We start from the raw sequence: 16753 nt of genomic DNA, 5'->3' as shown, positions 1-16753 counted from the left end.
ATAGTGCTGGTACAACCTATTTTTACGTCAAAAACCTTGCCAGCTAAGGCTGAAATATAGTTTAATAACGCCCTGTTTCACTGCTTAAGCAGTATAAATTTTACGCAATCACATAATAATTGTGTATGAATTTAATGAACTAGTTTACTAGTACAAAAAATAGGTGTAGAGTAACGCCATTAGATTTAAGCACAACATTTAAGATTTAGAGAGTGACATATGGCGACGAAGAAAGAAGAAATCGAAGTAAAAGTTGCAAATGATGATACCCGAATTGAAAAAGTCGATCAGGTATTACCTCCCATTGCCTTATTAGAAAAATTTCCAGCAAGTCAAGAAGCGGCTGATTTAGTTCATGAAACCCGCTTGCATGCACACAATATTATTCATGGAAAAGATGATCGTTTACTTGTGATAATTGGTCCTTGTTCTATTCATGATCCTAAAGCGGCATTAGATTACGCGAAACGTTTAAAAGTATTACGTGATGAATATAAAGATACACTTGAAGTGGTGATGCGTGTTTACTTTGAAAAACCGCGTACAACAGTAGGTTGGAAAGGCTTAATTAACGATCCTTATTTAAATGATACCTATCGTTTAAATGATGGTTTACGTATTGCACGTAAATTATTATCTGACATCAATAATTTAGGCGTCCCGTCAGCAGGTGAGTTCTTAGATATGATCACACCACAATATGTGGCTGATTTCATGAGCTGGGGTGCAATTGGTGCGAGAACAACTGAATCTCAAGTACACCGGGAATTAGCGTCAGGCTTATCTTGTGCGGTAGGCTTTAAAAATGGCACAAATGGTGGCGTGAAAGTCGCCTTAGATGCAATGGGTGCGGCAGAAGCTTCGCATTACTTCTTGTCTGTGACAAAATTTGGCCATTCTGCCATTGTTTCAACAAAAGGAAATGAAGACTGCCACATCATTTTACGTGGTGGGGATAAAGGTCCTAACTATAAAGCAGAAGACATTGCAAAAGTTTGTGCAGAGATCGAAAAATCAGGTCGTATTCCACATGTCATGGTTGATTTTAGCCATGCAAATAGTAGCAAACAATTCAAAAAACAAATGGAAGTTTGTGAGGATGTTTGCCAGCAAATTGCAGGTGGTTCAAAGCAGATCTTTGGTGTCATGGTAGAAAGTCATATCGTTGAAGGTCGTCAAGACTTAGTCGATGGTAAAGCTCAGACTTACGGACAAAGTATCACTGATGCTTGCATCGGTTGGGAAGATACAGAAATCGTGTTAAAACAGTTATCCGATGCAGTCGTAGCACGTCGCCAAGTAAATGGCTAATCAGTTTAATTTTTAGATGATTAAAAGTGCGGTTGATTTGACCGCACTTTTTTTATGCGCTTTGAAAAAGAGGACGAAAAGGGGTATGCTAGCTTCAATGGAATAAGAAAAGGGGCAGTATGATGCAGGATATGATAAATGGCTTATTAATTGTCTTAATACCAATGGTGTTAGGTTATTTATTAAAGGTCAATAATAAATCCTATATTGCAAAAATAAATCATATCGTGATGTTTTTGCTTTACATTATTCTTTTCTTAATGGGTTATTTACTCGGCCAGTTAGATGATTTAGAGCATAAACTGCCGATTATTGGCACTACTGCGGTGACACTATCTGCGATCATTTTGGGATCCAATATGATTGGTTTGATGCTTTATGACCGCTTTAACCCCGCTGAGCCACTTAAATCACAAGGTAAAATTGATTCTCGCTGGCACTCCTTAATTGACTCGCTCAAACTTTCCGGCACGGTGGTGATCGGCACCCTTTGTGGTTTCTTATTCAAATCCTATCTCATGTTGCCTACTGGAATTAATCTGTATGTATTGATCGTACTGATTTTCTTTGTGGGGATTCAGTTAAGAAATAACGGCATTTCCTTGAAAGAAGCTCTGTTCAATAAACGAGGTTTCCAAACGGGGATGGTGTTTACTTTTACTTCATTACTAGGCGGTATCATTGCTGCTTTCGTTTTAGCGATGCCAATTACGCAAGGGCTTGCATTTGCCTCTGGAATGGGGTGGTATTCGTTATCCAGTGTGGTATTGACCAATGCATGGGGGCCAGTGCAGGGCAGTATTGCCTTTTTTAATGATTTATCCCGTGAAATTGTCAGCTTATTTGTGATCCCATTATTTATGCGTCATTTCCGTTCGACTGCAATTGGGATTACGGGGGCGACTGCAATAGATTGCACCTTGCCAATTATTCAAAAAGCGGGAGGTATTGAAGTCACGCCAATTGCGATTTCATTCGGGTTTGTCACGAATATTCTGCCGCCGTTACTATTGGTTTTCTTTTCCAGTATTCCGCTATAAAAAAGAAATACAAAAAACAAAAGAGTTAATCGTTACTTTTCGATTAACTCTTTTTCTTATATTTAATATTAGGGATTATCAGTTTTTATGCATAGCAATAACCGCCTGACCTAGACTGAGTCCGCCATCACCCATCGGTAGTTTATGCGCACTTAGTACATGGAATTCGCTCAAATTTTCTTTTAATAAGCGACGTAGCAGTTGGTTATGCATCACACCGCCAGATAATACGATGGTACGGCATTGGTATTTTCGTGCTTGGTTCGCAGCAAGTTCAGCAAAACCTTGGGCGAGAGCATAGTGAAAGGCGAAGGCTTTATCTGCAAGAGGCGCCTGGTAATTCAACCAACTTTGCCAGAAATAAGCTAAATCCAGTTTATTGCCGATAAGTGGCATTTTTACTGGAATATTGACCGCACTTTGTGCTTGTGTTGCCAAAGATGAGGTATTTGCCAGTGCTTCTAAATGACAGGCAGCTTCGCCCTCCCAAGAAACAATGGTTGGTGCAATACCGAGAGCATAAGCTACGGCATCAAATAAACGACCGGCAGATGATATAGGTGGGCAATTGAGTCCACGTTCAATGGCGTTGACTAATATTTGCCAATTCGGTTCGGTACAGGTTTTGGTGAGAATTTCTTGCCATTGTGGTACAAATTGATGCAGGTGAGCCAACCAGTTTCGCCAAGGTTGTTTAGCTGCAAGATCGCCACCTGGTAGAGCAACAGCCGGCAGACCACCTAAATATTGACTATGTTGATAGTCAACGAGTAGGCATTCGCCTCCCCAAAGTTGTCCATTTTCCCCCATGCCGATACCGTCTAGTGCAAGACCAATTACAGGTTCATTACAATGATGTTCGGCCATTACGCTGACAATATGAGCATGATGATGAAGTACTTCGATGGGGGGGATTTGTTGCTGTTCGGCAAGTTTTTTCCCGATAGAAGATGAAAAATAGCCAGGGTGAGCATCCACCGCGATAATGTCTGGTTTAAATTGGTAAATCTGCTGAAATAATGCAAGGTTTTCACTTAATTGTGACCGCACTTGCTCATTTGCAGTATCACCAATATGTTGGCTCAGTACGGCTTTATTGTGACGTAGTAAGCAGAAGGTATTTTTCAGATCAGAACCCAACGCCAACACATTTTTTGTGCTTTGTGTTTCAAGTGGTATTTCATCGGGCACATAGCCTCGAGCACGACGTAGTGTTTCTAATCCATCGAAGGCAACACGAACAAGGCTATCATCGGCGCGTTGTAGAATATCGCGATTATGACAAAGGTAAAAATCCGCTAAATCAGCTAATTGTTCCACTGCATGTTCATTTTTTAGTACTGGAGGTTGCCCACTGGCATTCGCAGAGGTCATCACGAGTGGACGATTGACTGCTCGTAGCAATAAATGTTGTAGTGGATTGCTCGGTAGCATCACTCCTATTTCCTGTAGGTTTGGTGCGATGTTATCGGCAATATGTGGTACTTTATGTTTTGCTAGCAGTACAATTGGCGCTGCACTACTGGTTAGCAATTCTGTTTCTTGGGCGCTTAAATCTTGTAAAAACTGCAGGTCAGGCACCATAATAGCTAATGGTTTTGTGGGACGATGCTTCCGTTGACGTAATAAATTAACCGTCTTTTGATTATTCGCATCACAGGCCAGATGAAAACCGCCTAAGCCTTTAACCGCGACGATGTAACCTTGTTGCAATAAAAGTGCGGTCTGTTTTAGCGCAGTTTCATGAGTAGCAAGCGTTTGTTCTCGATCTTGTAACCAGATATGCGGGCCGCAGACCGAACAAGCATTGGGTTGAGCATGAAAACGACGATCAGCGGGATCTTTATATTCTTTTTCACATTGTGGACAAAGCGGAAAAACAGACATGGCTGTGTTTTTTCGGTCGTAAGGAATTGCCTTGATGATGGTAAAACGCGGGCCACAATGGGTACAATTGGTAAAAGGGTAGTGATAACGTCGATTGTTGGGATCGAATAAGTCAGCTAAACAATGTGGACAGGTTGCTGCATCGGGAATAATTTGCGTATCCATTTGATTGTTTTCGCTTTCCCGGATAGTAAAACCTGTTATTTCAGTTGCTTCTGGCCAATCAATGGCGCGCTGAGTAATATCCGTAATTTGAGCCAGTGGTGGAAGCTTATTTTGTAGATCGGATAAAAATTGTTCAAGAGAGTCGGATGGTGGAGAGACAAAACGAATTAACACGCCTTGTCCATCATTATTGACATCTCCATTTAATCCATATTGATTTGCCAGAAGCCAGACAAAAGGGCGAAATCCCACGCCCTGAACTTTTCCTTTTATGCGTAATTCGATCCCTTGCATAACGCAATCCTGTTTATTTTTGATTGAGGCCAAGAAAATCGCCGACTTCGTGTTCCAGCTGGCTCATGGCAATTAAGGCTTCTTGAGTCTGTTTTGCTTCTTCTTCATCAATAATCGTCATGGCAAAACCCACATGTACGAGAACCCATTTGCCAACCAGCGGTTTTGGGTCATCCTGACAAATTAATGAAATATTAACTTCTCTTTTTACTCCGCAGACATCGACTACAGCAAGCTGTAATGCGCTGTCAGCTACTTGAATGATCTGTCCCGGAATACCTAAACACATAATCTGTCCTTAGTTAGAATGTTTATGAGATGAATTGTTTATTGTGAGGCAATAAACATACTGCGAAAAGGAAATTTTATCACGTAAGCATTTAAATTTGTATAGCGATATTTCAAATAGGGTGATGTCCATTTGTTGAAAATCTGTTCACATTTTTAACATAAAATTATTATGTTTCACCGTTATTTAACAGGGACATCACAGTAATAGAAAAACAATGGAAATCTTTTGATCTTAATCACAAATTTTCGAATTACTTCTTGAGCTTTACTTTTCGACAGGAGTATCCTTACTTCTAGAGTGGTTATTGTAGAAACGTTATTTACATACAAGGAGGGGAATGTATGAATCGTTTTGTAATCGGTGATCCGAAGGATTGCATTGGATGCAACACCTGTATGGCCGCTTGTAGTGAAGTGCATAAAGCTTTCGGATTACAATCTTTTCCACGTTTACAAGTCATGCGTAATGATGATGTAACCGTGCCAATTCTCTGTCGTCATTGTGATGATTCACCATGTGCTACCGTGTGTCCTGTACATGCGATTACACATATTGATGACACTATTCAACTTAACGAAAGTCTCTGTATCGGTTGTAAACTTTGTGGTATTGCTTGCCCATTCGGTGCAATTACCCAACATGGTTCTGCACCGATTGACGCACCTACTTATTACGAAGGGTTCTCCTTTACAGATGCGGTAAAACGAGATATTCGCACAGCACCAGATAATACAGATTTACACAATATGCTGGCATGGCAACCAGGTGTGAAAGCCATTGCGGTGAAATGCGATCTTTGCTATTTCCGTGAAGATGGTCCGGCTTGTGTACAAACCTGTCCGACCAAAACCTTATTTATTATTAGTGATGAGAGTATCAAGCAGGCTAACGAAAGAAAACGTGAAATGGCAATGGTTTCTTCGCCTGCGATCCCAAGATAATTAGTGTGTTTTAACTTGTAATCAATGGAGTGATATTATGAGTTTACCTATCAATTTACTCATCACGACCCTGTTGATTTATGTCGTAGGTGCGTTTATTTCGCTCGCAGTGAGACGAAACGAACAACTTTCAATCAATATATCCGGCGTGACCGGTGTACTTGCTGGAGTGTTAGGTATTGTTGCCTGCATCCCCGTTCTGATCAGCAGCGACACAGTCGTTGATGTTTTCAAAACCCCATTTGAATTTGCCTCGTTCTCCATCCGTATTGACGGATTGGCAGCGTTTATGGTGTGTGTCATTTCTTTACTAGTTATTGTGACCGCACTTTATTCTTTCTCTTATGTAAAAGAATACAAAGGTAAAGGCGCAGGTTCCATGGGCTTATTTATGAATTTATTTATCGCTTCCATGGTGGCGTTAGTGACCAGCGATAATGCGTTCTACTTTCTTGTCTTCTTTGAAATGATGTCATTGGCATCTTATTTCTTAGTCCTTACCGAACAAGATGACAACGCCGTAAATGCAGGCTTACTTTATTTCTTTATTGCGCATGCCGGTTCGGTATTAATTATGATCGCCTTCTTCATTTTCTACTGCTATGCCGGTAGTTTTGAATTTAGCGCATTCCGTCAAACCACTTTGCCGGCACCGCTTGCCTTTACTGCCTTTATTTTGGCATTTTTAGGTTTTGGCGCCAAAGCAGGGATGATTCCATTACACAGCTGGTTACCGAAAGCTCACCCGGCTGCACCTTCTCATGCATCAGCGATGATGTCTGGTGTGATGGTAAAAATCGGTATCTTTGGGATCATCAAAGTCGGTGTCGATCTTCTCGGTTCTACCAATGTTTGGTATGGCGTTATCGTACTCGGTTTCGGTGCGGTATCCTCCGTACTTGGCGTACTTTATGCCTTGGCAGAACATGACATCAAAAAACTCTTGGCTTATCACACGGTAGAAAATATCGGTATCATTATGATGGGTGTGGGCGTTGGTATGATTGGTATCGCGACACATCATCCTGTATTGGCTACCGTAGGCTTACTTGGTGGGTTATACCACTTACTTAACCATGCCGTGTTCAAAGGCTTGTTATTCTTAGGTGCAGGTTCAGTAATGTATCGCTTGCATACTAAAGACATGGACTTAATGGGCGGCTTAGGCAAACTTATGCCTTACACTGCATTCTGTTTCTTAATCGGTACCATGGCGATTTCTGCATTGCCACCGTTTAATGGTTTTGTCAGTGAATGGTTTACTTATCAATCCTTATTCACCTTAAGCCAAAGTGATGATTTCGTCTTAAAACTTGCTGGTCCTATCGCCATCATTATGTTGGCATTGACGGGTGCGTTAGCAGCACTTTGTTTCGTGAAAGTATACGGTATCAGCTTTGGTGGTGCACCACGTAGTGAAAAAGCAGCTAATGCACGTGAAGTGCCAAAACCAATGGTCATTGCGATGGCTGTGTTGGCGTTATGTTGTGTGTTGTTAGGTGTGGGCGCATCAGTGGTAACCCCAATAATAGCAAAAATTTCGACCGCACTTGCTCATAGCGAACCACTCATGTTGGCTCAAAATGGAGTAGTGGTTGCACAAGCTGAACCGCATACAGCACTTTCAACACCGATGGTGACTATCATGTTATTGGCATTTTTCTTCTTGCCATTTAGTTTTTATGCGTTCACCAAAAATCAACGTTTATCCGATCGTGCAAAAGGCAATCCATGGGCTTGTGGTTATGCTTATGAACAAGATATGGCGGCTTCTGCGGGTAGTTTTACTCGTCCATTACGTACAATTTTCAAATCGCTTTATACCTTGCGCGAAGTGTTGGATCCTGCACCTTTAGGTGATAAAGGTATCCAAGCAGTAATTAAAGGCGCAACAAAAACAGAACCTTTCTGGGAAGAAAAAGTGACCATGCCGATCGCTCGTTTTATTCCTTGGTTAGGAACTAAAATTCAATGGTTGCAACAAGGTGACTTCCGTTTGTACTGCGTGTACTTCGTGATTGCCTTGGTGGCAATACTACTTTCCATTGCGTTGATGTAGGAGGTTGAAGATGATTACGTTACCTTCAGAAATTGCAACATCTGCCGGAATGTTTGTTTTTGCCATTGTGCAAGCCTTGATTTTACTTGCTCTTGCACCGTTATTTTCCGGTATTTCACGTATGATCCGTGCTCGCATTCAATCTCGTCGCGGTCCAGGCGTGTTACAAGATTATCGCGACATTGCGAAATTAATGAAACGTCAAAATATTTGGCCTGACAATGCGGGTTGGGTTTCTAAAGTGATGCCTTATGTGCTAATTAGCACTGTGATGGTAGTTGCCATGAGCTTACCTTTATTTACTCGTGTTGCACCGTTTGGCGCAGGCAGTGATTTAATCACCGTGATTTACTTATTCGCCTTGTTCCGTTTCTTCTTTTCAATTGCGGGTTTGGATTCAAACAGCACATTCTCAAGTTTAGGGGCAAGTCGTGAAGTCACATTAGGTGTCTTGGTAGAGCCAATTCTCATGTTGGCATTCCTTGTCATTGCGTTAATTGCTGGTTCAACCAATTTTGCGGTTATCGGTAATGCACTTTTCGATAACACTTGGCAATATCCAATTGCGACAGTGATTGCTATCGCTGCAGCATTCTTCGCCGTATTTATTGAAATGGGTAAAATTCCATTTGATTTGGCAGAAGCAGAACAAGAATTACAAGAAGGTCCATTGACTGAATATTCTGGTCCAGCACTCGCCTTATTAAAAATCGGCTTAAGTTTAAAATCTATGGTTGTGGCATCTATCTTTGTGAGCGTGTTGCTTCCTTTCGGTATCCCGACAGAGATGAGCTTAAGTGCGGTCATTTTAGGTGGTATTTTATTCTTCGTGAAATTATTCGTGGTGTTCGTATTGGCTTGTGTCTTTGAAAACACACTTTCTCGTACCCGCTTTATGTTAACAGGACGTTTAACCGTGGTCGGCTTCGGCATTTCTGTGTTGGCGTTTGTATTTTACTTCACAGGGTTGTAAGGAGGACAAATATGGAACGTTTAGCTCTGATTACAATCATTTTACCTTTTGTAGGGGCGTTTATTGTCGGTTTGAACAAAAAACACTTTGCTCAAATTGCCACTGTATTTGCAGCGCTTGCTACGTTAGGAACCATGTTAGTTGCTGGGCAATGGTTTGCTGATGGCCATCAAAGCGTCACTTATGACATTGTCGCTTTTGATAAAACCGCGATCTTTGGTGTAACGCTTGATGCAGTCAGTACATTAATTGCTTTTGCTGTTGTGGCCTTAGGTTTCTTAATCTGCTTATATTCTTGTGGTTACTTAACCGATAAAAACCGTGAGCATCCGCATAACGGATTGCCTCGTTTTTATGCCTTCTTGCTCATTTTTATCGGTGCCATGGCGGGCTTGGTGTATTCCTCAACTTTAGCAGGACAATTATTGTTCTTCGAAATTACCGGGGGATGTTCTTGGGCATTGATTAGTTATTATCAAACACCAAAAGCCCAAGCAGCTGCAATGAAAGCCTTGATTATTACCCACGTTGGTGCAATCGGATTATATATTGCTGCAGCCTATTTGTTCAGCCAATCAGGTACTTTCTCTATCACAGCGTTAGAACATTTAGATCCGAGTGCGAAAACCATCGTATTATTCGGTGTGATGTTTGCAGCGTGGGGTAAATCAGCACAATTACCAATGCAAATTTGGTTACCGAATGCGATGGAAGCACCAACACCGGTGAGTGCGTATTTGCACGCCGCATCAATGGTTAAAGTTGGGGTGTATATTTTTGCTCGTTCAGTTATGTCTGCAGGTGAGATTCCACATATTGTGGGCGAAGTCGGCATCATTATGGCGATGATTACCTTAATTTATGGCTTCTTGATGTACTTGCCACAAACTGACTTAAAACGTTTATTGGCGTATTCAACCATTACCCAACTTTCTTATATTTTCATTGGGATTTCTCTTGCTGCATTAGGCTCTAAATTGGCCTTTGTGGCAGCGATTAGCTACATTTTCAACCATGCTTTCGCGAAAAGCTTGTTCTTCTTGGTCGCTGGTTCGTTAAGTTATGCAACAGGAACCCGTTCTATGCCATTACTACAAGGCATTATGCGTACAATGCCAGTGGTAGGGGCTGGATTTGGTGTAGCAGCATTAGCGATTGCCGGGGTACCACCGTTTAACGGATTCTTCAGTAAATATCCATTATTTGCGGCCGGATTTGAATTAGGCCATGAATATGGCTGGATTACTTGGTTAATGGTGCTTGCTTTAGTTGAATCTACCGCGACATTCGTATGGTTGTTGTATAAATTCGGACAATGTGTCATCGGTAAACCATCAGAAGCGGTTGCCAATGCACAACCTATACCATTCTCTATGCGTTTCGTATTAGTTGTATTAATGGTGATGTCCGTGGTGTCCAGTTTTATCGCCGCATATTGGTTAGGTTTGGCTGGTTAGGTTAAGGAGGAATCTATGTTAATGATAAATGGACTTGCGTGCTTACTCATTATTACCTCTCTTTGCGTAATTATGGTTCGAACCGCCAAAAAAGCTGCATTATTTTACAGTTTGCAATCATTGGTATTGGTATTACTGTTTGTTTATCTTGCTAATGAAATGCAAGCCCAGGAACTTTACATGTGGTCAATTAGCGCATTTATTACCAAAGTGGTTTTGGTGCCAGCAATTTTAATCTATGCAATGAAAAAAGTTGATGAAAGTCAAACTCCGGCTGGAATAAATGTCGCTTGGTTGATCCCGATCACAGCAGTGATAGTCACATTGTGCTACTTTGTAGTTGTCCCAATCGATTTATCGTTGGTTGCACATCTTAAACCGGCATTATCAGTGTCATTAAGTCACTTTTTATTAGGTTTAGTGTGCATTGTTAGCCAACGCAATATCGTAAAACAAGTATTCGGTTATTGTTTGATGGAAAACGGTTCTCATCTCACATTAGCCTTATTGGCAAATAAAGCACCTGAGTTAGTGGAAATCGGAATTGCCACAGATGCTATTTTTGCCGTCATCATAATGGTGGTGTTGGTAAACAAAATTTACCGTACATTCCATTCATTAGATGCAAAACAACTTATGAGTTTGAAGGGGTAACGCTATGTATGAACAATGGATAATCGCGTTATTAATCGCACCTTTAGCAATATCACTTGCCAGTTTTGCTTGTGGCGTGACAAAAGCACGGACAATTTGTACCGCACTTCATGTTACAGGTTTGATTTTGATGTTAGCATTTGCCTTACAAATTATTAATGGCGTGCTAACTCAGGGGGAAATCAGTGCATTAAATAACTGGGTTTACATCGACAGTCTATCTGCTATTTTCTTAGGTCTCATCGCTATTGTCGGAACATTAGCCGGTATTTATTCTATCGGCTACATTGGTACGGAATATCGTGAAGGGCATCTTGATTTTAAAACATACTGCAATTATTACGGCTTTTTGCATTTGTTTTTCTTCACCATGATTATTTCTGTGATCACCAATAATGTGATTTTGATGTGGGCAGCCATTGAAGCAACCACATTAAGTTCTGCATTCTTGGTCGGCACATACAAACAAAAAACCTCTCTTGAGGCTGCATGGAAATACATTATTATCTGTTCAGTTGGGGTGGCGTTTGGATTGTATGGCACGATTTTAACGTTCTCTAATGGAACAAATCTTTTAGCTGATCCAAGCCAAGCTATTTTCTGGACAGAAATCAATCAACAGGCAGCTGGTTTGAATCCAATGCTCATGTATCTTGCTTTTGCCTTTATTTTGGTTGGGTTTGGTACTAAATGCGGTCTATTTCCAATGCATACTTGGTTGTCTGATGCACACAGTGAGGCGCCAAGTCCAGTGAGTGCGATTCTATCAGCTGTATTATTGAATTGTGCCATGTTGGTGGTATTGCGTTATTACATCTTAGTTTCTAAAGCAGTTGGTTCTACATACCCGCAAACCTTATTGTTGGTATTTGGTTTACTCTCTGTATTAGTGGCGGCGTTGTTTATTATCGTCCAATTCGACATCAAACGTTTATTGGCATATTCCAGTATTGAAAACATGGGGTTAATTAGCTTTGCCTTTGGTTTAGGTGGCCCAATCGGTGTATTTGCGGGTTTATTACATACCATCAACCATAGTTTAGCGAAAACCTTGTTATTCTGTGCTTCAGGTAACATATTATTAAAATATAAAACCCGTGATATGAACCAAGTACGTGGTTTATGGCGTGTAGCACCAATGACGGCGGTGTTATTTGCCGGTGGTGCATTAGCACTAGGTGGTATCCCACCATTTAACGTGTTCGTCAGTGAATTCAGTATTGCTGTTGCCGGTATTTACGCAGGTAAAACTTGGTTAATGGTGTTCTGTTTAATTTTACTCACTATCGTGTTAGCGGGATTGTCTTTAATGGTATTAAAAACCGTATTAGGCAAACAACCGAATAATGTTGAAGTGGGGGATGTGAACAAAGTTTCACTCGTGGCGATGGCAATTTTACTGTTATTCATGTTTATTATGGGTATTCATATTGCCGAACCAATTTTGCAGTTATTAAAAAGTGCGGTCGGAATTGTACTCGGATCTGAACAAGTGTCTTTTGGTGAAATGTTAGTTTTACCTTGGCAAAGTTTAGCGCAATGATCGACAGGAGGGATAAATATATGGAATTAACTAAAAATACATCAGTCGATCCAGCCAAAATGATTGGCAAAAATTACATTGAAGCAGTCAATGCAAAATTTCCAAATACCATTTTGGATGAGGAGTGGTCAACACCAAATCAGGTTACTCTTACCATTAAAACCAATATGTTACCTGATGTTGTTGAATACCTTTATTATCAACATGAAGGTTGGTTACCTTTGGTATTCGGGAATGATGAGCGTTCAATTCATGGCAATTATGCAGTGTACTACGTGCTTTCCATGGAAGGGGAAGTGAAAACTTTTATCACCATTAAAGCTTTAGTTGATCCTGTGAGCCTAGAATTTCCGTCTGTGACACCAAAAGTCAAAGCGGCGGTTTGGGGCGAACGTGAATTATTCGATATGTATGGTTTGAAAGCCGTCGGGTTACCTGACCAACGCCGCTTAGTGTTGCCAGATGATTGGCCGGATGATCTTTATCCATTACGTAAAGACTCCATGGATTACCGTTTACGTCCCGATCCGACAACCGCAACAGAAACATACGAATTTATTAACGAAAAAGGCGAAGCACGTATCGTTCCACTTGGTCCGTTACATATCACTTCCGATGAACCTGGACACTTCCGTTTGTTCGTGGATGGGGAAGACATCATTGATGCGGATTATCGTTTGTTCTATGTACACCGTGGTATGGAAAAATTAGCAGAAACTCGCATGGATTACGACCAAGTTAACTTCCTGGCTGACCGTGTATGTGGGATTTGTGGTTTCACACATAGTGTGGCCTATGCCAATTCCGTCGAAAGTGCTTTAGGGATTCAAATTCCAAAACGCGCTGAATGGATTCGTGCGATTTTATTAGAAGTAGAACGTTTACATAGTCACTTATTAAACTTAGGTCTATCTAGCCACTTTACCGGCTTTGATACTGGCTTTATGCAATTCTTCCGCGTTCGTGAGAAATCTATGACCTTGGCAGAAGTGCTAACCGGTGCACGTAAAACCTATGGTATTAACCTTATCGGTGGTGTGCGTCGCGATATGTTGAAACATCAACGTGAGCAATGTATCAAACTTATCGGCGAAATGCGTGAAGAACTCAAAACCTTGACTGATATTTTATTAAATACACCGAATATGGAACAACGTACGGTGGGTGTCGGTGTCTTGGCAAAAGATATCGCTCGTGACTTTAGCCCGGTTGGGCCAATGATTCGTGGTTCTGGCTTTGCGCGAGATGTGCGTAAAGTACATCCATTCTCTGGTTATGGCGATATTCCTTTCAATCTCTTCACTGAAGCCAATGGTGACGTGTTATCTCGTGTGAAAGTGCGGATTAATGAAGTGTTTGAATCCATGAATATCATCGATTACATGGTGGACAATTTGCCAAGTGGCGAAATCTTAAAAGAAGGTTTCAATTATACCCCTGGACGTTTTGCTTTAGGGATTACTGAGGCACCACGTGGCGAAGATATTCACTGGTCAATGCTAGGAGACAACCAAAAACTTTTCCGTTGGCGTTGTCGTGCTGCTACTTATGCTAACTGGCCAACATTACGCTATATGTTGCGTGGCAATACAGTGTCTGATGCACCACTTATTATTGGTAGTCTTGACCCTTGCTATTCTTGTACCGACCGTGTCACCGTGGTGGATGTGCGTAAACGCAAAGCGAAAACCGTAGATTATAAAGAGATTGAACGCTACGGTATTGAACGTAAAAATTCACCATTGAAATAGGGGAGGCGGAATATGTTTAAATTACTAAAAACGGTATTTAAAGCAGGTGATGTCACCACCAAATATCCGTTCAAACCTTATGAAGTCGATGAGGATTTTAGAGGAAAACCGGAACTCAATTCTGATCAATGTATTGTCTGTGCGGCTTGTACCATTGCTTGTCCAGCTAATGCGTTGACCATGAGAACGGATCCGGTGACAGGCGACCGTACCTGGTCATTATTTCTTGGTCGTTGTATTTTCTGTGGTCGTTGTGAAGAAGTTTGCCCAACTAAGGCGATTCGCTTATCACAAGATTTTGAACTCTCAGTGACCAATAAACAGGATCTTTTCCAAGAAACAACCTTTGCTACAGTAACTTGTCAGGAATGTGGTAAACCGTTTATTTCTTATAAAGAATTGAATTACACCATTGATTTATTCAAACAAACTTTGGATAAACCTGAATTAGTGAAACAAAAATTGGCGGAGTTGCATACTTGTCCGGTTTGTAAACGTCAGCACAGCTTAGAAAAAACCGCGAATATGGAATCCAATATGCGGATGAAATTAATCGACTTTAAAGAGCCGGTTCGCTTGAATTTCAAAAAAGCGCTCGAGCAACGAGAACAAAGTGCGGTTGATTTACCTAACGTTTTAGCAGGAGGCGAAAGACGATGAACACACAAATTCCAATGCCGGTCAATGGCATATCAACACCGTTTAGTATTGATGAAAATATTGCCAAAATGAAACAAACGTTGCTGAAAGATATTCAACGTTCAGCTTACGTTTATCGTGTGGACTGCGGCGGTTGTAATGGGTGTGAAATCGAAATATTCAGTACCATTACGCCAACATTCGATGCGGAACGTTTTGGTATTAAAGTGGTAGCTTCACCTCGTCATGCGGACATTTTATTGTTCACTGGTGCGGTTACCCGTGCGATGCGTACGCCAGCAATGCGTGCTTACCAAGCTGCACCAGATCCAAAAATCTGTATTTCTTACGGTGCTTGCGGTTGTGGCGGTGGTATTTTCCACGATCTCTATTGTGTTTGGGGCGGTAGTGATCAAATTGTGCCAATTGATGTGTATATCCCTGGCTGTCCACCAACCCCTGCAGCGACCATTTATGGATTCGCGGTAGCACTTGGTTTGCTTGATCAAAAGCTCAAAGGCAAACAAGAAAAAGCGGATCCTAACGCGGAAGCTAAATTGCGTTTTCCAACCATTCCGTTGGATTTACGTATTAGTCTTGAACGAGAAGCTCGTCGTCTAGCCGGTTATCGTCAAGGTAGCAACATCGCTAACCAATTTATGGCAATGATGACAGAAAATGACAAAGTGCCATTTGGTGTACGTTTAGGTGAATACCTAGAACGCGAAGCCGATCCGCGTTTAAGCGAAATCGTCAATCGTTTACATGCGATTAGTCTGCCGTTTTCGGGATAATTAATTATGGGGCAAGTGATTGCCCCTATAAAAATGGGAATGTTATGACAACGAAAGTCTTTTTCTATTTATTAAACGAACGTTTCGTCGAAAACGATGAACAGGTGCCAGAGCAAGCAAAACAGGTGATGTATTACTCTTTGGCGATTGGTCACCATGTTGGCGTAATTGATTGTTTTAAAAAATTACTGGTTTGTGACTACGATGCTTATCAACGTTTTGTAGATAGCTTTCCTGAAGGGGATGCTAAACGTAAATTTGCCGGCTTAATGCGATTCGGTGAAATAGTGATTGATTCCAGCCATGTCAATTTATTGGCGAGAGCGATGGATGAAAATAAAGCTAATTTCACTCCAGAACATCAAGAGTGGGTCGAAATTCTAATGAATACGTTAGCATCGATTCAGCGTGAACCTGTGATGTATATTATGGTGAAACGTCGTGACGAATAATGTGATCTTAACCGTTGGCAACAGTATGATGGGGGATGACGGTGCAGGCCCTTATCTCTATCAGCTATTGAGTGAAAATCCATTGCCAAATTGGACCGCACTTGACGGCGGCTCGGCACCAGAAAATGTTGCACATATTGTGCGAGACATGAAACCCGATTTGCTTTTAATTTTTGATGCGGCTGATATGGAATTAGCACCAGGCAAAATCCGAATCATTGAGAAAGAAAGCATTGCGGAAATGTTTTTCATGAGTACGCATAATATGCCGCTCAATTACCTCATTGAACAACTGGAACAGGATATTAAACAAATCGTTTTTGTTGGACTCCAACCCGATCTGGTTTCCTTTGGTTTTCCGATGACAGAAAGCGTAAAAGAGTCTGTGCAATTTATGTATGATTTTTTAAAAGAGGGAAGATCGCTTGAAGAGATTCCTGTTTTGTAAAAAAGTGAGGGTGATTTTCTAAACATATTTTAAAAATATTACGAAAACATGTT

The 16753-nt window shown here is 41.2% G+C and carries 15 protein-coding genes; 13 read left to right on the top strand and 2 right to left on the bottom strand.

Features of this window, described 5'->3' with window-relative positions; genetic code table 11:
* Positions 1-219: 219 nt before the first annotated feature.
* On the top strand, positions 220-1311 hold the full coding sequence (gene aroG, locus HMPREF2750_RS06695) for a 3-deoxy-7-phosphoheptulonate synthase AroG (protein WP_070583131.1): 1092 nt from the start codon (positions 220-222) through the stop codon (positions 1309-1311).
* A 122-nt stretch (positions 1312-1433) separates the two neighbouring features.
* Positions 1434-2351, top strand: coding sequence for a LysO family transporter (locus HMPREF2750_RS09975; protein WP_176747776.1), 918 nt, complete (start codon positions 1434-1436; stop codon positions 2349-2351).
* 78 nt (positions 2352-2429) lie between these two features.
* Here HMPREF2750_RS09975 and hypF read toward each other — a convergent pair whose 3' ends face one another.
* Complete coding sequence (gene hypF, locus HMPREF2750_RS06685; RefSeq protein WP_070583130.1) at positions 2430-4697, bottom strand: carbamoyltransferase HypF; 2268 nt, start codon at positions 4695-4697, stop codon at positions 2430-2432.
* Between the two features lie 13 nt (positions 4698-4710).
* Complete coding sequence (gene hybG, locus HMPREF2750_RS06680) at positions 4711-4986, bottom strand: hydrogenase maturation factor HybG (protein ID WP_005696275.1); 276 nt, start codon at positions 4984-4986, stop codon at positions 4711-4713.
* Positions 4987-5330: 344 nt separating this feature from the next.
* On the opposite strand from hybG, the gene HMPREF2750_RS06675 reads away from it, so the two are divergent.
* Genes HMPREF2750_RS06675 through hycI form a run of 11 tightly spaced genes read left to right on the top strand, consistent with a single transcriptional unit; the run spans position 5331 to position 16700 of the window.
* A complete protein-coding gene (locus HMPREF2750_RS06675) occupies positions 5331-5930 on the top strand; it encodes a 4Fe-4S dicluster domain-containing protein (RefSeq protein ID WP_049357467.1) in 600 nt (199 codons plus the stop codon).
* 37 nt (positions 5931-5967) lie between these two features.
* Positions 5968-7989, top strand: a complete 2022-nt coding sequence (gene hyfB / locus HMPREF2750_RS06670) for a hydrogenase 4 subunit B (RefSeq protein WP_070583129.1) — start codon at positions 5968-5970, stop codon at positions 7987-7989.
* Positions 7990-7999: 10 nt separating this feature from the next.
* The gene (locus tag HMPREF2750_RS06665; protein ID WP_070583128.1) at positions 8000-8962 is read left to right on the top strand and encodes a respiratory chain complex I subunit 1 family protein; all 963 of its coding nucleotides are present in this window, start codon (positions 8000-8002) and stop codon (positions 8960-8962) included.
* 11 nt (positions 8963-8973) lie between these two features.
* Positions 8974-10419 (top strand): hydrogenase 4 subunit D, encoded by a 1446-nt coding sequence (locus tag HMPREF2750_RS06660; RefSeq protein WP_070583127.1) that lies wholly within the window; start codon positions 8974-8976, stop codon positions 10417-10419.
* A 15-nt stretch (positions 10420-10434) separates the two neighbouring features.
* A complete protein-coding gene (hyfE, locus tag HMPREF2750_RS06655; protein WP_070583126.1) occupies positions 10435-11073 on the top strand; it encodes a hydrogenase 4 membrane subunit in 639 nt (212 codons plus the stop codon).
* 4 nt (positions 11074-11077) lie between these two features.
* A complete protein-coding gene (locus HMPREF2750_RS06650; protein WP_070583125.1) occupies positions 11078-12616 on the top strand; it encodes a hydrogenase 4 subunit F in 1539 nt (512 codons plus the stop codon).
* A gap of 20 nt (positions 12617-12636) precedes the next feature.
* On the top strand, positions 12637-14367 hold the full coding sequence (locus HMPREF2750_RS06645) for a hydrogenase large subunit (protein ID WP_049365604.1): 1731 nt from the start codon (positions 12637-12639) through the stop codon (positions 14365-14367).
* A 12-nt stretch (positions 14368-14379) separates the two neighbouring features.
* The gene (locus HMPREF2750_RS06640; RefSeq protein WP_070583124.1) at positions 14380-15027 is read left to right on the top strand and encodes a formate hydrogenlyase complex iron-sulfur subunit; all 648 of its coding nucleotides are present in this window, start codon (positions 14380-14382) and stop codon (positions 15025-15027) included.
* Entirely contained in the window at positions 15024-15800 is a 777-nt protein-coding gene (locus tag HMPREF2750_RS06635; RefSeq protein WP_070583123.1) for an NADH-quinone oxidoreductase subunit B family protein, read from the top strand. The genes HMPREF2750_RS06640 and HMPREF2750_RS06635 overlap by 4 nt, the downstream gene beginning before the upstream one ends.
* Before the next feature lie 44 nt (positions 15801-15844).
* Positions 15845-16252, top strand: coding sequence for a formate hydrogenlyase maturation HycH family protein (locus tag HMPREF2750_RS06630; RefSeq protein WP_070583122.1), 408 nt, complete (start codon positions 15845-15847; stop codon positions 16250-16252).
* Entirely contained in the window at positions 16242-16700 is a 459-nt protein-coding gene (hycI, locus tag HMPREF2750_RS06625; RefSeq protein WP_005696264.1) for a hydrogenase maturation peptidase HycI, read from the top strand. Before HMPREF2750_RS06630 ends, hycI begins: the two co-directional genes overlap by 11 nt.
* The last annotated feature ends 53 nt before the right edge of the window (positions 16701-16753 follow it).

This window comes from Haemophilus sp. HMSC066D02 (assembly GCF_001810545.1).
Classification (GTDB): Bacteria; Pseudomonadota; Gammaproteobacteria; order Enterobacterales; family Pasteurellaceae; genus Haemophilus_D.
Note: the sequence above shows the minus strand (reverse complement) of the source record. Positions and strands in the feature narration are given on the sequence as shown.